Here is a 20,377-nt window from a genome sequence, read left to right as displayed (position 1 = left end):
CTGGAAGTTCACCGTCGAGCCGCTGCTGTGGCAGCGGCGCAGCGTGCAGGCGGCGGCCGGCATCCTGCTGCTGCTGGCGCTGGTGGCGCTGTACCGCTACCTGATCCACCGCTACAAGACCAGCAACATCCGCCTGGCGAGCCAGGTGGCCGAGCGCACCGCCGACCTGCAGCTGCAGGCCGAACGCCTGCTGGCCGCCAACCAGGAGAAGACCGAACTGGCCGAACGCCTGCGCCAGCAGGCCGAGGCGTTCGAGCGCCAGGCGCACGAAGACCCGTTGACCGGCCTGCCCAACCGCCGCGCCTTCGACGAGGGCCTGGCGCGCGATTTCGCCCGCTCCCAGCGCAGCAGCCATCCGTTGAGCCTGCTGGTGCTGGACATCGACCACTTCAAGACCGTCAACGACACCTGGTCGCACAGCGTCGGCGACCAGGTGCTGTGCGAGGTGGGCCGGCTGCTGGCCGCCAGCTGCCGCGACTCGGACCTGCCGGCGCGGCTGGGCGGCGAGGAGTTCGCGCTGCTGCTCAACGACACCGCGCTGGACGAGGCGCAGCTGGTGTGCACGCGCCTGCAGGGCCTGTTCCATGCGCAGCGCAACTGGGCCGGTATCGAAGGGTTGCGGGTGACGTTCAGCGCCGGGCTGGTGCAGCTCGGCGCCGGCGACCGCACCCCGCTGCTGCTGTTCCAGCGCGCCGACCGGGCGCTCTACCAGGCCAAGAGCGACGGCCGCGACCGCATCTGCCTGGGCTAGGAAGGGGGAATGCCGGCTGCTGGCCGGCAGCCGGCGAACCTCGAGGGCGCCGGGACCGCGCAGGCCGCGGCCATGCTCCCGACGTTCGTATCAGCGCACGGGGGCGGCCTCGGGGCGGTAACCCCGGCCTACAGGCGTGGCCAGCCGTTGACGATCTGGCAGAACAGCCGCGCGGTCTGTTCGGTGTCGTAGACCGCGCTGTGCGCCTGGTTGGCGTCCCATTCGAACCCGGCGGCCTGTACCGCCCGCGCCAGCACGGTCTGGCCGTAGGCCACGCCGGCCAGGGTCACCGTGTCGAACACGCTGAAGGGATGGAACGGGTTGCGCTTGTGGCCGCTGCGCGCGACCGCGGCGTTGAGGAAGTTCAGGTCGAAATGGGCGTTGTGGCCGACCAGGATCGCGCGCTGGCAATTGTACTTCTTCAACGCGGCGCGCACCGGCGCGAACACGTGCTCCAGCGCCTCACGCTCGGGCTTGGCCAGCCGGAACGGGTGGTCCAGCACGATGCCGGTGATTTCCAGCGACTTGGGATCGATGTCGGTGCCTTCGGCCGGCACCACGTGCGCGCAGCTGGTCTGGCCGGGCAGCAGCAGGCCGTTCTCGTCCATGTCCAGGGGGATGGCGGCGATTTCCAGCAGCGCGTGCCGGTTCCAGTCGAAGCCGCCGGTCTCCACGTCCACCACCACCGGCAGGAAGCCGCGGAAGCGTTGCGCCATCGGCGTGAAAACAGGAGCGGTGGCCGAACGGTCAGCGGGTTGGTTCATCGCGATAGGGTAACAGAGGCCCGCGCCGGCCCCGGCGCTCAGAATGCGGGCGCCCGGTGGCGGCGGTGCTTGACCGCGTACATGTCGGCATCGGCATGGCGCAGCAGGGTTTCGGCGTCGCTGCCGTCGGCCGGGCAGCAGGCCACGCCGATGCTGACGCCGATACGCGAAAACGGCGACGGCGCCTGGCCTGCGTCCAGCCCGGCCTGCAGCACGTCGGCCACCGCGCGCGCGTCGGCATGGCTGGCGCACTCCGGCAGCAGTACCACGAATTCGTCGCCGCCGACGCGGGCGATGAAGTCGCCGTGGCGCAGTGCCCGGCGCAGCCGGTCGGCGGTCTCGCACAGCAGGCGGTCGCCCTGCGCATGCCCGTGGTGGTCGTTGATGGCCTTGAAACCGTCCAGGTCCAGGTACAGCACCGCCAGCGGCCGGGTACCGTCGCCGAGGGCCCGTTCCAGTTCCTCGCGCAGCCGGTAGCGGTTGGGCAGGCTGGTGAGCGGATCGTGCCCGGCCATGAATTCCAGCCGGCGTTCGAGATCGCGCAGTTCGTTGACCTGGTGGCCGACGGCGATGCGCACGCCATACCCGGGCAGCCATTTGGCCGACCACTGCATGTCCACGATCCGGCCGTCGCGGTGGACGTAGCGGTTGCGGAAGTTCGGCAGCGGCCGGCCTTCCATGACCCGCTGCACCGCCAGCGCGGTGATGGCATGGTCCTCGGGATGGACCAGCTCGATCATGCGCCGGCCCAGGACTTCGTCCGGACGGTAGCCGATGAGCTGTTCGAAGGCGGCGTTGACCGCGAGGTAGCGGCCTTCCGCATCGACCACGCACACGACATCGGGCAACAGGTCGAGGATCTCGCCCAGGGGCGGCAGCGTCGATGGCATGGGGGGACGGCAAGAGCGGGGGCGGGGGAATTATTGCGCGGTCATGGGGGTCCGGTCGAAGAAGAGGTGCATCGGCCGCTGTCGCCGGTGGCGTTTGTTACCCTGTGCCGCTTTTCGATGGCGGCACAGGCCCGCGCTTGGCGAGATATTCCCTCATGAAATGGTTCCGCATCGTCCCGATCCTGCTGTTGATCGCGCTCAATACCCTGCTGCACTGCCTGCCGCTGTTCGCGGTGGCGCTGCTCAAGGCGGTGCTGCCGCTGGCGGCCGTACGCCGCGCCTGCAACCCGCTGCTGACCGGGCTGGCCGAGAGCTGGATCGGCGTGAACAGCGCGATGATGGAGGCCTTCACCCGCACCCGCTTCCAGCTCGAAGTCCCGGCCGCGCTGGAGCGCGACGGGCATTACCTGGTGCTGGCCAACCACCAGAGCTGGGTGGACATCCTGGTGCTGCAGAAGGTGTTCAACCGGCGCATCCCGCTGCTGCGCTTCTTCCTCAAGCGCTCGCTGTTCTGGGTGCCGGTGCTGGGGCTGGCGTGGTGGGCGCTGGATTTCCCGTTCATGGGCCGCTACAGCCGCAAGCAGATCGCCCGCAACCCCGAGCTGGGCCGGCGCGACATGGAGGCGACGCGCCGCGCCTGCGGGAAATTCCGCGACATCCCGGTGGCGGTGATGAATTTCGTCGAGGGCACCCGCTTCACCCAGGCCAAGCATGATGGCCAGGCCTCGCCGTTCCGCCACCTGCTCAAGCCCAAGTCCGGTGGCGTGGCCTTCGTGCTGGATGCGATGGGGCAGGGCCTGAACGCGCTGCTGGACGTGACCATCGTCTATCCGGGGGGCATCCCGTCGATGCTGGACCTGATGGCCGACCGCGTCCCGGAAGTGAAGGTGCTGGTGCGGCAGCGGCCGATCCCGGCCGAGCTGGTCGGTGGCGATTACCAGGGCGACCGTGCCTTCCGCGCGCGCTTCCAGCAATGGATGAACGGCTTGTGGCAGCAGAAGGACGAGGACATCGCCGCGCGGCTGGACGACCGCTCGCCGTAGGGCGGGGCGCCGCCCCGCTGAGGCATCACCGGCCAGGCCCCGCCGGGCGCTGCCCGGCGCTACAGAGCAGGGTCATCTTGTAGAGCGGGGCACCGCCCCGCTGGGGCATCACCAGCCAGGCCCGCCGGGCGCTGCCCGGCGCTGCAAAGCCACGGCGTTCGGCCTGCTCTGGTTCTTGCACGTTTCCCGTTCCTCTACACTCGTTCCTTGTCCAACAGAGGAACCGCCATGTCTACCGCCTTCTATCCCATCGGAACGCCCGGCCACGCCTGGGGCGCGCCGGAAAAGGCGCAATGGCTGGCGCGGCAGACGGTACGGCGCAGCTATGCGGCCGAAGTGCTGATCAAGATCGATGCCCTGCGCGGCCGCTTCGACGTCGTAACGTACGGGGAACTGGATTACGCCTCCGGCGCCTATCCGCTGCTGGCGATCCGCAGCCGCGATTGGGACGATGCCCTGCCGGTGGCGCTGGTGACCGGCGGCGTGCATGGTTACGAGACCAGTGGCGTGCAGGGCGCGCTGCAGTTCGTCGACCGGCATGCGGCCGACTATGCCGGCCGCTGCAATCTGCTGGTCGCGCCCTGCGTGAGTCCGTGGGGTTACGAGCGCATCCAGCGCTGGAACGCGCTGGCGCTGGATCCGAACCGCAACTTCACCGCCGACAGCCCGGCCCCGGAATCGGCGGCGCTGATGGCGCTGGTGCAGCCGCTGGCCGGGCGTTTCCTGATGCATATCGACCTGCACGAAACCACCGACAGCGACGAGGGCGAGTTCCGCCCGGCGCTGGCCGCGCGCGACGGCAAGCCGTTCGAGGCGGACAGCGTTCCGGATGGCTTCTATCTCTGCGCCGATTCGCTCAATCCGCAGCCGGAATTCCAGCAGGCGGTGATCGCCGCGGTAGCCAAGGTCACCCACATCGCGCCGCCGGACGCGCAGGGACGGATCATCGGCTCGCCGGTGGTGGCGCATGGCGTCATCGAATACCCGCTCAAGGCGCTGGGCCTGTGTGCGGGCATCACCGGCGCGCGTTACACCACCACCACCGAGGTCTACCCGGACAGCCCGCGCGCCACGCCCGCGCAATGCGACGACGCCCAGGTGGCGGCGGTGCGCGGTGGCCTGGAGTACGCGCTGGCGCAGCGCTGAACCGCCTCGTCCTGCGCGCACGGCTTCTACCCCCGCGCGGCGCGGTGCGCATGAACGGCATCCTGGCAGGGCCATCGATGGCGATGCTGGCCCGCTCCGGCGCACATGCGGCGCAGGTGCCGGCCTGCGGACGGCGCGCCATCGGCTTTTCCGCCAGCGGAGTGGACAAGGGCGTGTTCGCCTGGGAACAGCGGATGCCCGATGCCTGCCGCGACCGCCGCAATGGCTTCACCGGCACCGGCCGGGCATGAGCCGCAGGCAGCTGCAGCGGGGCACGGATACCCGGAGCGCCTGCGTGGGGCCTTCCCGCGCGGGCAGGCGCAAGGCAAGGCGGCAGCGTCGCCCTGAAGCGGCGCTTGAGCCGCCCCGCGACACGCCGGCAGTTCGGCGCCACGCTGCCCTGGGGCAGGCCCCGCCGGGCGACGACGGCCATGCCCGCCGGACCCATCCCATTGATGCGATGCCGCGCGGTCTCCCGCGCGCCGCTCAGCGGCGCTTGCGGATCAGGGTCGAGGAGGCCTGCAGGATGGCGCGGGTGAGCTGCGCCATCGAGGCGACCTCGCCCTTCCAGTGCTGCCAGTACAGCGGGATGTCCTCCCAGGCGCGCGCCTTGACGTAGACCAGGCGCCCGCTGTCCAGGTGGCGGCGCACCAGCGGCAGGGGATTCATGGTCCAGCCCAGGCCGCCGAGGTTGGCGTGGACGAAGGCGCGGGTGGAGGGAATCCACCAGGTCGGCGCGTGCAGCGACTGCTGCGAGCCGGTCAGGCGCTGGGCGTAGCGCGCCTGCAGGTCGTCCTTGCGGTTGAACACCAGCACCGGGGCCTGCGCCAGCGCCTGCGCGGTGACGCCCTTGGCGAAATGGCGCGCGTGGAATTCCGGGGTGCAGGTGGCGGCGTAGCGCATGCTGCCCAGCGCATGGATCTGGCAGCCCTGCACCGGCTCGGACAGGGTGGTGACCGCGCCCAGCACTGCGCCCTGGCGCAGCAGCGCGACGGTGTGGTCCTGGTCCTCGGTATGCAGGTCCAGGGTGGTGCTGCCGGCCTTGGCGAAGGCCAGCGCGGCCTCGGGGAACCAGGTCTCCATGCTGTCGTGGTTCACCGCCACCGGAATGCTGGCCCGCGGCAGGTCGGCGTCGGACAGGCCGATGCGTTCGAACGCATCGCGTTCCAGCAGCGCGGTCTGCTCGGCCAGGCGCACCAGTACCTGGCCCTCGGCGGTGGCCTCGGTGGGCGTGGTGCGCCTGACCAGCAGCTTGCCGACGCGCTCCTCCAGCGCCTTGATCCGCTGCGACACCGCCGAGGCGGTGACGTTCAGCGCAAGCGCCGCGCGCTCGAAGCTGCCTTCGCGGATCACGGCGGCCAGGGCACGCAGCTGGGCGTGGTCGATGCGCATGATTAAGTTCTGCTAATGATGGTTTAAGAAGTTTAGCTCTACTTTTTGATGCTGCACTGCGACAATTGCCCGCATCGACGCACTCCGGTGCCGTCCTCCCCCATCAGCAGACAGGCAGTCCCCCCATGTTTTCCGTAGTAGCCGCCCAGGCCACCAGCAGCGCCTGGCTCAGCGGTGCCGGTACCGGCATCGGTCTTTTCGCCGTGGTCGGCGCGCAGAGCGCCTTCATCCTGCGCCAGGGCATCCTGCGCCAGCACGTGATCCCGGTGATCGCCACCTGCTTCGCCATCGACGCGGCGTTCATTTTCGCCAGCGTCGCCGGCCTGCGCACCCTGACCAACCAGTTGCCGTGGCTGACCACGGTGCTGCTGTGGGGCGGCGTCGCCTTCCTGGTCTGGTACGCGCTGCAGTCGGCGCGGCGGGCCATGGCCGGCGGTGGCGGCATGCAGATGGACGACAGCGCCGAATCCTCGCGCCGCGCGGCGATGCTGGCCGCGGCCGGGTTCTCGGTGATCAACCCGCACTTCTGGCTGGACATGGTGGTGATCGGTTCGATCGCCGACAACTTCGGCCACGCGCGCATGGCCTTCGCCGCCGGCGTGGTCACCGCCAGCGCGATGTGGCTGACCGCGCAGGGCCTGGGCGCGCGCCTGCTGGCGCCGCTGTTCGACAAGCCGGGCACCTGGCGCGTGCTCGACGGCACCATCGCGGTGATCCTGAGCGTGCTGGCGCTGACCCTGGCGCTGCGCGGCGTCGGTTGATGGCCGCGGTGGCGGCCATGCGCGGGCCCGCCGGCACGTCGCCGTGCGCCGGCGGCGCGGCGGTCCGCGCATGAGTGCGCCGCGTCCGGCCCTGTGGACGCCGGGTTTCCTGTTGGCCTGCATCGCCAACTTCCTGATGGGCATGTCGTTCTACGTACTGATGCCGACGCTGCCGTTCCACCTGGTGGAGCAGTTGCGGATCGGCGAGGCCACGGTGGGCCTGGTCCTGTCCAGCTACGTGATCGCCGCGCTGCTGGTGCGGCCGTTCTCCGGTTTCATCGTCGACCGCTTCAACGCCAAGCACGCCTACCTGGCCGCGCTGGCGGCCTACGTGCTGTTCACCTCCGGCTACCTGCTGGCGCACACCGTACTGGCCTTCGTGCTGGTACGGCTGGGCATCGGCGTGACCTTCGCGGTGATGAGCACCGCCGCCAATACCCAGGCCATCGATATCGTTCCATCCGCGCGCCGTGGCGAGGGCATCGGCTTCTTCGGCCTGATGAGCAGCCTAGCGATGGCGCTGGGGCCGATGGCCGGCCTGTGGCTGATGGACCGCTATCCCTTCCAGGCGATCTTCGAGGCGGCGGTGGCCGCCGGCGTCGCCGGCCTGCTGGTGGCCTCGCTGGTGCATGCGCCGCGCAAGCTGCGCGACGGCGCGGCCACGGTGCTGTCGCTGGACCGCTTCCTGCTGGTGCGCGGCATTCCGCTGGCGCTGAACCTGGCGGTGATCGGCCTGGGCTACGGCATGCTGCTGGCCTTCGCCGCACTCCATGGCAAACAGTTGGGGGCCGGCAATACCGGCATCTTCTTCACCCTGATGGCGGTGGGGATGATGGTTTCGCGCGCATTCTCCGGGCGCCTGATCGACGGCGGCCGGGTGGTGCTGGCGACCAACGGCGGCAGCCTGGCGATCGTCGCCGGCCTCGGCCTGATGGCATGGGCAAGCGCGCCGGGAACCTATTACCTGTCGGGCCTGCTCGCCGGTTTCGGTTTCGGCGTGGTGTACCCGGCCTACCAGACGATGATGGTCAACCTCGGCGGCCACGCGCGGCGCGGCACCGCGGTGGCCACCTATTTCTGCGCGCTGGACGTGGGCATCGGCGCGGGCATGGTGCTGGCCGGCCTGATCGCGGCCCGCTTCGGCCTGGCGGCGGCGTTCGCCGGCGGCGCCGGGCTGGCGCTGGGGGCCGGCCTGGTCTATGCGCTGTTGCTGTCGGCGCGCTTCGTGCGTGCGCCCGGGGCCGATGCCACGGGCGTCGCGCAACCGGGAAAAAACGGCTGAAGACCGGCGGCGCTTGGTCGTCACCGGCCTGTGGCAGAATCAATCCGCTTGCGGCGGCCTTGTGGCGCCGATCCATCATTTCCGGGGGAAGAATGAAGAAGTACCTGCCCATCGTCGCCGCGCTGTGCCTGTTGTCGGCCTGCAGCCAGGGCATCAAGGGCGTCTATGCCGATGCGATGGGCGTCACCCGGTACAGCTTCACCACCGGCGGCAAGGTCACCATCGAGGCGATGGGCATCTCGCAGGAGACCACCTACGTGCGCGAGGGCGATACCTTGAAGGTGGCGTTGCCGCAGAAGGGCGCGTCGCTGGATTTCACCATCAACCAGGACGGCTCGCTGGGCGGTCCGCTCGGCATCCGCCTGGAAAAAGCCGACAGGTGACGGGGCGCGGCATGCGGCCTGCACATCCTGCGCACGGGAGGCGCCTGCGTTGGAACCGGTGATCCTCTCCGCGCTCGTGGCAGCGCTTCTGGCCGGCGCGGGCGCGGCCTGGTGGTTCCGGCGGCGGCGTCCGGACGAGGGCTGGAGCTTCGTTCCCGACGCCCGGCCCACCGATCCTGCCGCGGCGCCGAGGATGGAACCGGACCTGCTGCCGGAGATGCGCCGGCGCTTCCTGCGCGCCGCGCTGGGCATTGAAGGTGCCGGGGCGGAGGCGCCAGATACCCCCGAACACCGCCAGGTGGCCGACGCCGTGATGGCGACCCTGGAACGCGCCGACCTGTCGCAGCGCTACATCCCGCGGCGCCCGCACCTGCTGCCGCAGCTGATCCAGAGCGTCAACGACAGCGCCGCCTCGGCGCGTTCCATCGGCCGCATCATCGGCAGCGACCCGCTGCTGACGGTGAACCTGCTGCGCATCGCCAACAGTTCGCTGTACCGCTTCCAGCAGCAGGAAGTGCGCAGCATCGAACGCGCGGTGACCCTTGTCGGCAACGAGGGCATCCGCCAGATCATCTCCGCCGCGCTGGTGCAGCCGGTGATGAATCCCCCCGACCGCGACGGCGGGAGGTTCTCGCAGCGGATGTGGGACTACACCCTGCGCATGTCGCTGGCCGCGGCCGACCATGCGCGCGGCGTGGAGCGCGAGGATGGCTTCTCCGCGCAGCTGGCCGGCCTGCTGCGCGGGCTGGGCATGGTCATGGTGGTGCGCGCCACCGCCGACGCCTATTCGCGCCGGCAGACGCTGGCGCCGTCGCCGGAACTGCTGTTGTCGCTGCTGGAGCGCTGCACGCCGGCGCTGGCCGCGCGGATCGCGCGCGAATGGCATCTCTCCGCGGACATCGCCACCGCGCTGGAGGCGGGCGGGCAGGATGCGCGCTCGTCGTCGCTGGCGCGCTCGCTGGAGGTCGGCGAACTGGCCGCAGCGCTGTCGATGCTGTGCCGGGAGAACCTGCTGGAGGAAGCGCAGGCGCTGGAACTGCTGTCCGCCTGCGTCCCCGGCCACGTCGGCGCCTGGTTGTGGAAGCGGGTCAGCCCGGACGAGCCGCGCGACGGTTGAGCCGGCCGCCTGCCGGCGGCGGGCAGCGCCCTACAGCTGCGATTCGAGCGGCAGCCAGCTGATGACGCGCGCGGTGGCGCGCTGCAGCCAGGTGGTGTCCGGTTCGGCGACATCACTCGCCGGCGGCGTCCTCGCGCGGTCCAGCCAGCGCAGCTGGCCATCGCGGTCCAGGTAGAGGTAATAGCTCAGTTCGGGACCGGACAGGCGCAGGTATTCCTCGCGCAACTGCGCGGCCAGCACCGGATCGTCGAACAGCACGCCCATCTCGGTGTTGAGGTAGGCCGAGCGCGGGTCGAGGTTGAACGAGCCGACGAAGCCGCGCCGGTCGTCCACCACGATGGCCTTAGTGTGCAGGCTGGCGCCGCTGCTGCCGAAGGCCGAGCTCCTGCCGTCACCGCTGCCGCCCGATTTGAGTTCGTACAGCCGGGCGCCGCCGCGCAGCAGCGGCAGCCGGTAGCGCATGTAGCCGCCATGCACCGCGGCCACGTCGTTGGCCGCCAGCGAGTTGGTGACGATGCCGACCTGCACGCCGTCGGCCACCTGGCGCAGCAGTTGCGCGGTGCCGGTGCGGCCGGGAACGAAATACGGCGAGATCAGCAAAGTCTTGTGCCGTGCCTGGCCCAGTGCGTCCGCCAGCCGCGTCACCAGCCAGTCGCTCCGGTCGTTGCCGCGGTGCTTGAGCGGCGGATCGGAATACACCTGGATGCGCTCGCTCCAGTGCAGCGGCAGGCGCCCGCCGACATAGCCATCGCCGAGCCGTTCGCGCAGCCGTTGCAGGTAGGGACGTGCCTCGGCCTGGCGTGCATCCAGGCTGGCGCGGGAAATCAGCTGGCCGAGCTGGTGCGGCGAGGCCGGGGCGAGGGTGGCGATGGGCACGGCGGCGCGGCTGTTCCAGAACGCGTCGAAGATGGCGCTGGCCTGGCCGGCGGCCGGGCCGGCCAGCAGCAGGTCCAGGTCGCGGAAATTGACGTCCGGGCGTGCATCGAAATACTCCGCGCCGATGTTGCGGCCGCCGACGATCGCCACGCGGCCGTCGGCGATCCAGGCCTTGTTGTGCATGCGGTGGTTGAGGCTGAAAACCCGCTGCACCATCTCCACCAGCCGCCACAGGCCCTCGCGGTTGCGGAACGGGTTGTACAGGCGCACCTCGATGTTGCGGTGCGCGTCCAGCGCCAGCAACTGCGCGTCCAGCCCGGAGGCGTTCATGTCGTCCAGCAGCAGGCGTACGCGCACGCCGCGCTCGGCCGCCGCATACACGTCGCGTACGAGCAGGTGGCCGACCATGTCGTCGTGCCACATGTAGTACTGCAGGTCCAGGCTGCGGCCGGCCTGGCGGGTGACGACCGAGCGCGCGGCGAAGGCTTCCAGGCCGTCGACCAGGTAGGCCGCGCCGCTCCGGCCGGGATGCGCGGCGAGCTGGGGTTCGAGCGCGCGGTCCAGCGGGGTCTGCCCGGCGCGCGGCGGCAGCGCGGTGGAAGGCGTGCCGACGGCGCGCGGAGTGAGCCGGTCGCCCAGCAGCAGACCGCTGGCGACCAGCAGCAGGAGCACGGCGAGGAGGCGGCCGCACAGGCGCAGCAGGCGCCTGGCGCGGGAGCGGGGCGGTTCCATGCGCGCATCCTAGCGGCGATCGGGTGCTGCCGGCGGCGTCGGCATGACGTTCCGGGGGTGCGGGTGCCGCGCCGTCTGGGCGAGAATCGCGGTTTGCCTTGCCCGAGCCTGCCGATGAGCGACCGTTCCACCTTCTTCCGCGCCCCCAGCCTGGTGGCCCAGATCATCATCGGCCTGCTTGCCGGCATCGTATTGGCGCTGGCCTGGCCGCAGGGCGCGCAGGCGGTGGGGCTGCTCGGCACGATCTTCGTTTCCGCGCTGAAGGCGGTGGCCCCGGTGCTGGTCCTGGTCCTGGTGACGGCCTCCATCGCCAACCACCGACAGGGGCAGAAGACCCATATCCGCGCGATCCTGCTGCTGTATGTGATCGGCACGCTCGCCGCCGCGCTGGTCGGCGTGCTGGCCAGCTACCTGTTCCCCAGCACCCTGATTCTCAAGACCCCGACCGGGGCCGGCATGAGCGCGCCGGGCGGTATCGGCGAAGTGCTGCGGACGCTGCTGATGCAGGTCGTCGACAACCCGGTGAACGCCTTGACCCATGCCAACTACATCGGCCTGCTGGCCTGGGCGATCGGCCTGGGGCTGGCGCTGCGCCACGCCGGTGACGGCACCCGCGCGCTGGTCGGCGACCTGTCCGCGGCGATCACCTGGATCGTGCGCATGGTGATCCGGCTGGCGCCGCTGGGCGTGTTCGGCATCGTCGCCTCGCTGCTGGCCGAGTCCGGGCTGGGGGCACTGAAGAACTACCTGCACGTGCTGTGCGTGCTGGTCGGCGCGATGCTGTTCATGGCCTTCGTCGGCAACCCGCTGATCGTGGCGGTGGTGACCCGCCGCAACCCGTATCCGCTGGTGCTGCGTTGCCTGCGCGAGAGCGGCATCACCGCGTTCTTCACCCGCTCCTCGGCGGCCAACATCCCGGTCAACATGGAGCTGTGCCGCAAGCTGGGCCTGCACGAGGAAACCTATTCGGTGGCGATCCCGCTGGGCGCGACCATCAACATGGCCGGCGCGGCGATCACCATCTCGGTGCTGACCCTGGCCGCGGTCAACACGCTGGGCATCGCGGTGGACCTGCCCACGGCGCTGCTGCTGAGCGTGGTGGCGGCGATCGGCGCCTGCGGCGCCTCCGGCGTGCCCGGCGGCTCGCTGCTGCTGATCCCGCTGGCCTGCGGCCTGTTCGGCATCTCCAACGACGTGGCGATGCAGGTGGTGGCGGTGGGCTTCATCGTCGGCGTGGTGCAGGACTCGGCCGAGACCGCGCTCAATTCCTCCACCGACGTGGTGTTCGTCGCCGCCGCCGAACAGGCGCGCGGGCGCGGCTGATGGCGATGGCCGCGAGTTTCACCCCGGCGGTACGCATCGGCCTGTCCATCGCGCTGGCCACCGGCCTGTACGGCGTTTCCTTCGGCGCGCTGGCGGTGGCATCCGGGTTCAGTGTCGGCCAGACCGTGGCGCTGAGCCTGCTGATGTTCACCGGCGGCTCGCAGTTCGCCTTCATCGGTGTGGTCGGCGCCGGCGGCACCGGCGCGGCGGCGTTTGGCGCGGCCACCCTGCTGGGCATCCGCAACGCGGTGTACGGCGCGCAGATCAACCGCATGCTGCGGCCGCGCGGCTGGCTGCGCCCGCTGTCGGCGCAGGTCACCATCGACGAATCGGTGGCGACCGCCGCCGGCCAGAGCGAGCCTGCCGAGCAGCGCCGCGGGTTCTGGGTGGCCGGCGTGGGCGTGTACCTGCTGTGGAACCTGTTCACCCTGCTCGGCGCGCTGCTCGGCGACGCGCTGGGCGACCCGCGCCGCTGGGGGCTGGATGGCGCCGCGGTGGCGGCCTTCCTCGGCCTGCTGTGGCCGCGCCTGCGCTCGCGCGAGCCGGTGGCCATCGCCGTGGCCTGCGCGCTGGTGACGATGCTGGCGTTGCCGTGGGCGCCGCCGGGCGTTCCGATCCTGCTGGCGGCTGCGGTCGCGGCGGTATGGGGCTGGTTCGGGCGCGGCCCGGCCGATGAGGGGCTGGAGCCGGACGTGACGCCCGCCAGCGATGCGGGGGACGCGCGATGACGTTGTGGAACTGGGTGCTGCTGGGCAGCGTCGTGGCCTGGGCGATCAAATTCTGCGGCTACCTGGTGCCGGTGCGCTGGATGGAATCGCCGCGCATGACCCGCGTGGCCGGCACCCTGACCATCGGCCTGCTGGCGTCGCTGACCACGATGAACGCGGTCTCCGCCGGGCAGGGCGTGGTGCTGGACGCGCGCCTCGGCGCGCTGGCGGTGGCCGCACTGGCCCTGCTGTTGCGCCTGCCGTTCCTGGTGGTGGTGCTGGCCGGCGCCGCGGCGGCGGCCCTGCTGCGCCTGCTGTAGGTGCCGGGCGGGCCACGACGGGAATGCCCCGGCGGGGCGTTGCCCCGCTCTACAAGGAACAGATCGCTGGCAGGGCTGTAGCGCCGGGCAATGCCCGGCAGGGCCTGCCCGGGAATGCCCCCAGCGGGGCGGTGCCCCGCTCTACAGGGAACAGGTCGCTGGCAGGGCTGTAGCGCCGGGCAACGCCCGGCAGGGCCTGCCCGGGAACACCCCCGGCAGGGCGGTGCCCCGCTCTACAGGGAACAGATCGCTGGCAGGGCTTTAGCGCCGGGCAAGGCCCGGCTGGGCCTGCCCGGGAATGCCCCCAGCGGGGCGGTGCCCCGCTCTACAGGGAACAGATCGCTGGCAGCGCTGTAGCGCCGGGCAACGCCCGGCAGGGCCTGCCCGGGAATGCCACCGGCAGGGCGTTGCCCCGCTCTAGGGAGAGCGATGCCTCAGAAGCGCTGGCCGGACGCGAGATAACGCCACTGGCCGTCCGGCATCCGGCTCAGGCCGATGCGGCCGATGCGTAGCCGGCGCACCAGCGCGGCGCGCAGCCCGACCTGGGCGCACATGTGCTGCAACTGCCCCGGCCGCACGTCCTTGATCGCGAAGCGCAGGCGCTGCTCGCTCTGCCAGCTGACCTTGCAGGCGGGCAGGGCGCGTCCCTGGTAGTCCAGCCCATGGGTCAGCTTCGGCAGCGCCCACGGGCTGCCTTCGCCTTCGACATCGACCATGAACTCCTGTTCCAGCCCCGGCCCGGCTTCGAGCAGGTGCCGGCGCACACGCCAGTCCTGGGTGAGCACGACCAGGCCGCAGGCGTCGTCGTCCAGCGGCATCGGCGTTTCCAGGCGCAGGAAGTGGCGGTGCAGCATGCGAATGCCGGAGGCGTCCTCGGCGAAGCGGCCGTCCTCGCGCAGTAGCGCCGAGAGTTCGTCGGCGGTGCAGCCGGCGGGCTTGTTCAGCAGCAGCGTCGACGGTTCGGCCGGCTCGCTGGCCGCGCCCGTGGCGAGGGTGACGGTTTCGCCGGCCACCATGGCCTGAGGCGCCTCCACCACCACGCCATCCACGCTGACCCAGCCGCCCTCGATGTAGTGCCGGGCCTGCGCGCGGGAACATTGCAGCTGCGCGGCGAGGCGCTTGTCGAGGCGGATGGGGGTGGTCATGGTGCTGGTCCGGTACGGCGGGCGGGGAGTGTAGCGCCGGGACGAGGGCAGGTGCCGGACTTGCCCGCCACGAAGCATTGCCGGTGGGGCGCCGCGCGGGGCAGGCGCCATACCTACGGGTCAGGGGGACGCACGGTTTCCTGCTCCAGCGCGGTCAGGTACAGGCGCAGGTCGAATTCCAGCTGGTGGTAGTCCGGTTCCATGTGCAGGCACAGCTGGTAGAAGGCCTTGTTGTGCTCGGCCTCCTTCAGGTGCGCCAGCTCGTGCACCACGATCATCCGCAGGAACTCGGCCGGCGTATCGCGGAACACGCTGGCGATGCGGATCTCGCGGCTGGCCTTGAGCCTGCCGCCGTGGTTGCGGGAAACGGCGGTGTGCAGGCCGAGCGCGTGCTTGAGCACCTGCAGCTTGCCGTCGTACAGCACCTTGCCCAGCGGTACCGACTGGCGCAGGTGGCGCTCCTTCAAGGCCTGCACGTAGTCGTAGAGCTGGCGGTCGCTGCGCACCGCATGCGCCTGCGGGTAGCGGCGGCGCACGGCCTGGCCCAGCGCTCCCTGCGCCAGCAGCTCGCGGGCGCGCTGCTGCAGGTGTTCGGGGTAGCCGGCGAGGTATTTCAGGGGCTGCATCGGCGGGCGCGGGCAGGGGCGGGCCGGTATCATGGCAGCATCGATCCGATCACGTAGTGCAGAAATGGCAAAGGCGAACCCCCTGCAGGAGCAGCTGCTCAAGGCCGGCCTGGTCAAGAAATCGCAGGTCGCGCAGGTTGCGCGCGAGCAGAACAAGGCGCGGCATGCCAAGGGCGCGCCGGCCGGTCCCAGCGAAGGCCAGCTGGAAGCCGAACGCGCGCGCGCGGAAAAGGCCGAACGCGACCGCGTGCTGGCCGCCGAGCACAACGCCCGGCGCCGCGCCGAGGAGCTGCGCGCGCAGGCGCGGCAGATCATTGCCGACCGCAGGGTGCCGCGCCGCGGTGAACTGGAATACCGCTTCAGCGATGGCGAGGCGATCCGCACCCTGCTGGTGGACGAGACGCTGCGCAGGCAACTGGCCGCCGGCACGCTGGTGATCGCGCGCCATGGCGAGGGTTTCGAACTGCTGCCGCGGCTGGCCGCGGAGAAGGTGCGCGAGCGCGACGCCACGCTGATCGTGCTCGACCACGGCCAGGCCGGCGATGCGCCCGAATCCAGCGGCAATGCCGAGGATGACGCCTATTACGCGCAGTTCGTGGTGCCCGACGACCTGGTGTGGTGACGCCGGGCCGGCGCATTGGCCCGGGATACGGGCGGTTGCGCTAGGCTGGGCCCAGGTCACTTCGGAGCAGCCAGCCATGGCCACCGGTTGGGCGGGCGATACCGCCGTTCAGGATCAGATCGACGCCACCGTCGAGGACGCGATCAAGCGCGCCCGCAGCCGCCTGCCCAGCGGGCCGGGGCTGGAGCGCTGCGAGGAATGCGATGCGCCGATTCCCGAGGCGCGGCGCAAGGCCATTCCCGGCGTACGCCTGTGCGTGGCCTGCCAGCAGGCGCTGGATGCCGAGGAATCGGCCCACAGCGGCTACAACCGCCGCGGCAGCAAGGACAGCCAGCTGCGCTGAGGCTCAGCGGCCGTCGCTGCCGAGCATGAAGCTCCCGCGCCAGCGCCGCATCGCGAACAGCCACCACAACCACCCGGCGACGGCGATCAACCCGCCGACCCCGCCGATATGGCCCATGCCCAGGCGCAGGCCGACCTGGCTGCCGATCAGCGCGCCGGCGCCGATGCCGATGTTGAAGATGCCCGAGAACAAGGCCATCGCCACGTCGGTGGCGTCGGCCGCCAGCCGTAGCACCTTGGATTGCATCGACAGCGCGAAGCAGATCATCGCCACGCCCCACACCGAAGCCAGTCCGTAGAGCATCCATGCGCTGCCGGTGGACAGGCGCAGGCCCAGCAGGCACAGCGCCAGGATGCCGATGGCGGCGAGCAGGAAGCCGCGCGGCCAGCGCGTGCCGAAGCGCGAGAACAGCAGGCTGCCGAAGAAACCCATGCCGCCGAACAGCAGCAGCACCCAGGTGGTCACGTGCGCATCGAAACCGCCGACCTGCTGCACGAACGGTTCGATGTAGCTGTAGCCGGTGAACTGCGCGGCTACCACCACCATCACCAGCAGGTACAGCGCCAGCAGCGCCGGGCGGCGCAGCAGCAGCGGGATGCTGCTGGCCGAACCGCTGTTCCGGCTGGGCAGCGCCGGCAACAGCCGCGCCAGCACCGCCATTGCCAGCAGCGCGACGCCGCCGATGGCCAGGAAAGTGACGCGCCAGCCCAGCAGTTCGCCGACGATGCGGCCCAGCGGGATGCCCAGCACCATCGCCACAGAGGTGCCGGTGGCGAGCAGGCCCAGCGCCTGCGGGCGCTTGTCCGCCGGCGCGATGCGTACCGCCAGCGAGGCGGTGATCGACCAGAACACCGCATGCGCCAGGGCGATGCCGATGCGGCTGAGCATCAGCACGCCATAGTTCCAGGCGACCCCGGACAGCACGTGGCTGGCGACGAACAGCGCGAACACCCCGAGCAGCAGCCGGCGGCGGTCGAAGTTGCGGGTAAGCAGCATGCACGGCAGCGACGCCAGCGCGACCACCCAGGCATAGACGGTGAGCATCAGCCCGACGTGCTCGATGGGCATGCCGAAGCTGCCGCCGATGTCGCTCAGCAGCCCGACCGGCACGAACTCGCTGGTGTTGAACACGAAGGCGGCCATCGCCAGCGCGATGACGCCGAGCCAGCGCTTGCGGTCATCAAAGGCGGCGGAAGCGGAAACGGCGGCACCCGTCACGCTGGACGGGCACGGGGAAGGGGCGTGGGACATCGGGGGAGGGCGGTTCAGGCTGTCGCAGGCGTGGATTTTCACACCGCCTGGCTGCACTGCAACAAAACACATTCCGCGCCGTCTGGCGCGCCCCGCCCCGCTGCTGCGCTCCCGGCAAGGTCCCCGCGGGGCAAGCCCCGCCCTGCAGGAGCGCAGTCACCCTCAACCGTCGCCGAGCAGACGCCCCTCGTCATGGCGGCCACCGGTCCAGCGGCGCAGGCCGCGCTGGAAGAACAGGCTATTGGGAATCTGCATCAGCGTGCCTTCGGCCGGGCCGCCGATCTCCTGCATCGTGGTGTAGATCAGGTTGATGTCGATGACGCGGCCCTTGAGGCCGGGCTTCTCGCCGTTTTCCAGCACTTCGATGTGGTCGCCGAGGCGGAACGGGCGGGTGGCGAAGATCAGGAAGGTGCAGAAGATGTTGGACAGCACGCTCCACGCCGCGAAGAACGCCACCGCACCGACCGCGGCAAAGCCGGTGAAGGCGGTCCACAGCACGGTGGCCGAGACGCCGACGCGGTCGAGTATGGCCACCAGCGTGCAGCTCCAGATGATGAAGCTGGACAGGCGCCGGATCGCTATTTCCATCGGCTTTGGCAGGGTGTAGTGGCGGCCCAGCCGCGCCAGCAGGCGCCGGGTGAGCAGGCGCAGCAGCCAGGCGACCAGCAGGATCAGGACGATGGCCAGCGCCGTGTCCAGCAGGCTGATCCATTCGTGCATCCATTCGGGCAGGTATTTCTTCATCGGGAATCTCCTTGCAGGGCCGCATGCGCGATGCGGCACGCGGTCATCGGTCGCGCAGCGCGGCGGCGGTGCGGGCGGCGTCGCCGTCGTTGGCGCCCGGCGCGATGCCGAGCACGCGCGCGAGCAGCGGGTATACGTCGACGTTGTCGATCGGCGCAATCACCACGCCCTGGCCGAACGCCGGGCCATGGGCGATGAACGGCGAGCGCATGTCCGGCAGCTGGTTGTCGTAGCCGTGCTCGCCGCGCAGGCGGTGGCCCTTGCGCTGCATCGCCGCGCGGGTGGTGATCTGCCAGCCGGGGTCGCCGATGCAGATATAGGCGGGTACCCGGCGGTGGCGGCCGTATTCGAAACGGGCCGGGATCTGCCCGCGGGTCATGCAGTCCATGTGTTCATGCCTGCCCAGCAATTGCCGCGCGGCGGCCTCGCCGCCGGGCAGGGCGTCGAAGGAGGCATAGGCGCCGGTCCAGCCGAAGTCCAGCCGGCTCACATCGACCAGATCGTCGAGGAAGAACTCCTGCTCCGGGCCGGTCGCGGCCATGCCGTGGTCGGAAACCACCACCAGGTTCACCCGCTGGCCCAGGCCGAGCGCGTCGATGCCCTGCAGCAGATGACCGAGGGCGCTGTCCACCTCGCCCAGCGCCTGGTCCAGCTCGGGCGAATCGGGGCCGTGCTCGTGGCCCATGCTGTCCACCCGGTCGAAATACAGGGTGATGAAATGCGGGCGCTCGGCCGCGGGCAGCGCCAGCCATTCCAGCACCTGGTGGACGCGGTCTTCGGAACTGACCTTGATGTCGAACGGGCGCCAGTATTCCGGGCGCGCGCCATGGACCGGTGCTTCCGAACCGACCCAGAACATTGCCGCGGCGCGGCCGCCCTGTTCACGCACGCTGGTCCACAGCGGCTTGCCGTCGTCCCACCAGCGCTCGTCGCCGACCGTCGCCGGGTCGAACATGCTGAAGCGCACGCCGGGGATCGAGGGATCGGTCATGAAGTTGGCGATGACGCCGTGGTGGTCGGGGCGCAGCCCCGTCACCAGCGTGTAGTGATTGGGGAAGGTGATCGACGGGTAGGACGGCCGCATGTATTCGGCGCGCACGCCGTCGCGGGCCAGCGCCGACAAGGCCGGGGTGAGGCCGCGCTCAAGGTAGTCGTTGCGGAAGCCGTCGATCGAAACCAGGATCAACGGCGCAGTGGCTTCGAGCGGAAGCCCGGCGTGGAGCGGTGCGGTGGTGGGAGCCGGCGCGGGAATGCCGGCGCAGCCGGCCAGTGCGAGGGCCGCGCCGAGCAGGGCGGCGGGGAGTCGGAGCATGGGATTGCGTGGAGGTGGCAAAGGCCGATTGTCGGCCACCGGGCCGGCCCTGTCAGCCATCGCCACCGCCTGGAAATTTCCCTGCGGGCGGCTTTAAACCTTTTCGATGGCCGTCGCATCCAACGGATATGCTCGACGCCACCGTGACCGCCACCGCTCCATTCCCGCAGGCCGCCGACGACGCCGCGCTGGCGCGTGCCGCCGCCGGCGGCGACAGCCATGCCTATGAGCGCATCTACCGCCGCCACGCGCCGCGCCTGTACGCGCTGCTGTGGCGGTTGTGCGGCGGCAGCGCGGCGCGCGCCGAGGACGCGCTGCAGGAAACCTTCATCCAGGCCTGGCGCAAGCTGCCGCAGTTCCGTTTCGAGAGCGTGCTGGGGACCTGGCTGCACCGGATGGCGGTGAACACGGTGCTGATGGAGCTGCGCGCCAGCGCCGCGTTCGAGGCGCTGGACATCGGCGAGGGCGGCATGGACGCGCTGGCGCAGATGCCGGCGGCCACGCGCTGCCAGGCCACGGGGCTGGACCTGGAGCGCGCGCTGGAAACCCTGCCGCCGCGCGCCCGCGCGGTGCTGGTGCTGCACGACATCGAAGGCTGGAAACACCATGAAATCGCCGAGGAGCTGCAGATGGCCGTCGGCAGTTCCAAGGCTCAGCTGCATCGCGCGCGCGGCCTGCTGCGCACGCGCCTGGGAGAAACACCATGAACGAACACATTCCCGATCACGAACACGGACATGACGACCTGGCCGCGCGCCTGCGCCAGCTTCCGGCCGAGCGCCTGCCGCCGGCCGCGGCCTGGCAGCGCATCGCCGCGCGGCTTGAGGACAGTCTCTTATACACAACT

The 20,377-nt window shown here is 70.6% G+C and carries 23 protein-coding genes; 14 read left to right on the top strand and 9 right to left on the bottom strand.

Annotation, left to right across the window (positions count from 1 at the left end; all coding sequences use genetic code 11):
• A partial coding sequence (locus tag QMX80_RS12670; protein WP_282277408.1) for a GGDEF domain-containing protein occupies positions 1-751 on the top strand: 751 nt, incomplete at its 5' end.
• Between the two features lie 128 nt (positions 752-879).
• Here QMX80_RS12670 and rnt read toward each other — a convergent pair.
• Together rnt and QMX80_RS12660 are read right to left on the bottom strand one after the other, a co-directional pair.
• Positions 880-1,515: a ribonuclease T gene (gene rnt / locus QMX80_RS12665; RefSeq protein WP_055768467.1), complete on the bottom strand. Its 636-nt coding sequence runs from the start codon at positions 1,513-1,515 to the stop codon at positions 880-882.
• Between the two features lie 38 nt (positions 1,516-1,553).
• The gene (locus tag QMX80_RS12660) at positions 1,554-2,405 is read right to left on the bottom strand and encodes a sensor domain-containing diguanylate cyclase (protein ID WP_282277404.1); all 852 of its coding nucleotides are present in this window, start codon (positions 2,403-2,405) and stop codon (positions 1,554-1,556) included.
• 155 nt (positions 2,406-2,560) lie between these two features.
• On the opposite strand from QMX80_RS12660, the gene QMX80_RS12655 reads away from it, so the two are divergent.
• The 3 genes from QMX80_RS12655 to QMX80_RS12645 all read left to right on the top strand — a co-directional run bounded on the left by QMX80_RS12655 (position 2,561) and on the right by QMX80_RS12645 (position 4,845).
• Positions 2,561-3,448: an acyltransferase gene (locus tag QMX80_RS12655; protein ID WP_282277403.1), complete on the top strand. Its 888-nt coding sequence runs from the start codon at positions 2,561-2,563 to the stop codon at positions 3,446-3,448.
• A gap of 228 nt (positions 3,449-3,676) precedes the next feature.
• Positions 3,677-4,594, top strand: a complete 918-nt coding sequence (locus QMX80_RS12650; RefSeq protein WP_282277402.1) for a M14 family metallocarboxypeptidase — start codon at positions 3,677-3,679, stop codon at positions 4,592-4,594.
• Between the two features lie 50 nt (positions 4,595-4,644).
• Positions 4,645-4,845, top strand: a complete 201-nt coding sequence (locus QMX80_RS12645; protein ID WP_282277401.1) for a hypothetical protein — start codon at positions 4,645-4,647, stop codon at positions 4,843-4,845.
• 235 nt (positions 4,846-5,080) lie between these two features.
• On the opposite strand, the gene QMX80_RS12640 is transcribed toward QMX80_RS12645, so the two are convergent.
• Positions 5,081-5,986 (bottom strand): LysR family transcriptional regulator ArgP, encoded by a 906-nt coding sequence (locus tag QMX80_RS12640; protein WP_273080167.1) that lies wholly within the window; start codon positions 5,984-5,986, stop codon positions 5,081-5,083.
• A gap of 125 nt (positions 5,987-6,111) precedes the next feature.
• Between QMX80_RS12640 and QMX80_RS12635 the strand changes: the two genes are divergently transcribed.
• The 4 genes from QMX80_RS12635 to QMX80_RS12620 all read left to right on the top strand — a co-directional run bounded on the left by QMX80_RS12635 (position 6,112) and on the right by QMX80_RS12620 (position 9,529).
• A complete protein-coding gene (locus QMX80_RS12635; protein ID WP_055770197.1) occupies positions 6,112-6,747 on the top strand; it encodes a LysE family transporter in 636 nt (211 codons plus the stop codon).
• Positions 6,748-6,817: 70 nt separating this feature from the next.
• A complete protein-coding gene (locus QMX80_RS12630) occupies positions 6,818-8,029 on the top strand; it encodes an MFS transporter (protein WP_282277398.1) in 1,212 nt (403 codons plus the stop codon).
• A gap of 92 nt (positions 8,030-8,121) precedes the next feature.
• Positions 8,122-8,412 (top strand): hypothetical protein, encoded by a 291-nt coding sequence (locus QMX80_RS12625; RefSeq protein WP_055770191.1) that lies wholly within the window; start codon positions 8,122-8,124, stop codon positions 8,410-8,412.
• Between the two features lie 76 nt (positions 8,413-8,488).
• Positions 8,489-9,529 carry an HDOD domain-containing protein gene (locus QMX80_RS12620; protein ID WP_282277396.1) on the top strand — a complete coding sequence of 347 codons (1,041 nt, stop codon included), beginning with the start codon at positions 8,489-8,491 and terminating at the stop codon, positions 9,527-9,529.
• A gap of 30 nt (positions 9,530-9,559) precedes the next feature.
• Here the strand turns inward: QMX80_RS12620 and QMX80_RS12615 are convergent, their stop codons facing one another.
• A complete protein-coding gene (locus QMX80_RS12615) occupies positions 9,560-11,137 on the bottom strand; it encodes a phospholipase D family protein (RefSeq protein ID WP_282277395.1) in 1,578 nt (525 codons plus the stop codon).
• A gap of 114 nt (positions 11,138-11,251) precedes the next feature.
• On the opposite strand from QMX80_RS12615, the gene sstT reads away from it, so the two are divergent.
• Genes sstT through QMX80_RS12600 form a run of 3 tightly spaced genes read left to right on the top strand, consistent with a single transcriptional unit; the run spans position 11,252 to position 13,487 of the window.
• Entirely contained in the window at positions 11,252-12,460 is a 1,209-nt protein-coding gene (sstT, locus tag QMX80_RS12610) for a serine/threonine transporter SstT (protein WP_273080161.1), read from the top strand.
• The gene (locus tag QMX80_RS12605) at positions 12,460-13,188 is read left to right on the top strand and encodes an AzlC family ABC transporter permease (RefSeq protein ID WP_162838914.1); all 729 of its coding nucleotides are present in this window, start codon (positions 12,460-12,462) and stop codon (positions 13,186-13,188) included. The genes sstT and QMX80_RS12605 overlap by 1 nt, the downstream gene beginning before the upstream one ends.
• Complete coding sequence (locus QMX80_RS12600) at positions 13,185-13,487, top strand: AzlD domain-containing protein (RefSeq protein ID WP_282277394.1); 303 nt, start codon at positions 13,185-13,187, stop codon at positions 13,485-13,487. The genes QMX80_RS12605 and QMX80_RS12600 overlap by 4 nt, the downstream gene beginning before the upstream one ends.
• A 434-nt stretch (positions 13,488-13,921) precedes the next feature.
• On the opposite strand, the gene QMX80_RS12595 is transcribed toward QMX80_RS12600, so the two are convergent.
• Positions 13,922-14,632, bottom strand: a complete 711-nt coding sequence (locus QMX80_RS12595) for an RNA pseudouridine synthase (protein WP_055770176.1) — start codon at positions 14,630-14,632, stop codon at positions 13,922-13,924.
• 113 nt (positions 14,633-14,745) lie between these two features.
• A complete protein-coding gene (locus tag QMX80_RS12590) occupies positions 14,746-15,258 on the bottom strand; it encodes a M48 family metallopeptidase (protein WP_055770174.1) in 513 nt (170 codons plus the stop codon).
• 64 nt (positions 15,259-15,322) lie between these two features.
• On the opposite strand from QMX80_RS12590, the gene QMX80_RS12585 reads away from it, so the two are divergent.
• Both QMX80_RS12585 and QMX80_RS12580 read left to right on the top strand, forming a co-directional pair.
• Positions 15,323-15,880, top strand: a complete 558-nt coding sequence (locus tag QMX80_RS12585; protein ID WP_273080157.1) for a DUF2058 domain-containing protein — start codon at positions 15,323-15,325, stop codon at positions 15,878-15,880.
• A 76-nt stretch (positions 15,881-15,956) separates the two neighbouring features.
• Positions 15,957-16,223: a DksA/TraR family C4-type zinc finger protein gene (locus tag QMX80_RS12580; protein WP_055770167.1), complete on the top strand. Its 267-nt coding sequence runs from the start codon at positions 15,957-15,959 to the stop codon at positions 16,221-16,223.
• 3 nt (positions 16,224-16,226) lie between these two features.
• Here QMX80_RS12580 and QMX80_RS12575 read toward each other — a convergent pair whose 3' ends face one another.
• From QMX80_RS12575 to QMX80_RS12565, 3 genes are all read right to left on the bottom strand, one after another.
• Entirely contained in the window at positions 16,227-17,474 is a 1,248-nt protein-coding gene (locus QMX80_RS12575) for a sugar transporter (protein WP_282277392.1), read from the bottom strand.
• 162 nt (positions 17,475-17,636) lie between these two features.
• The gene (locus tag QMX80_RS12570) at positions 17,637-18,218 is read right to left on the bottom strand and encodes a mechanosensitive ion channel family protein (protein WP_273080155.1); all 582 of its coding nucleotides are present in this window, start codon (positions 18,216-18,218) and stop codon (positions 17,637-17,639) included.
• Between the two features lie 43 nt (positions 18,219-18,261).
• Entirely contained in the window at positions 18,262-19,530 is a 1,269-nt protein-coding gene (locus QMX80_RS12565) for an ectonucleotide pyrophosphatase/phosphodiesterase (RefSeq protein ID WP_282277391.1), read from the bottom strand.
• Between the two features lie 128 nt (positions 19,531-19,658).
• Here QMX80_RS12565 and QMX80_RS12560 point away from each other — a divergent pair, with 128 nt between their 5' ends.
• Positions 19,659-20,237, top strand: a complete 579-nt coding sequence (locus tag QMX80_RS12560) for a sigma-70 family RNA polymerase sigma factor (RefSeq protein ID WP_282277389.1) — start codon at positions 19,659-19,661, stop codon at positions 20,235-20,237.
• The last annotated feature ends 140 nt before the right edge of the window (positions 20,238-20,377 follow it).

Origin of the sequence: Stenotrophomonas sp. PS02297, assembly GCF_029959705.1 — a bacterium.
GTDB lineage: Bacteria > Pseudomonadota > Gammaproteobacteria > Xanthomonadales > Xanthomonadaceae > Stenotrophomonas > Stenotrophomonas nitritireducens.
This window is presented reverse-complemented; position numbering and strand designations above follow the sequence as displayed.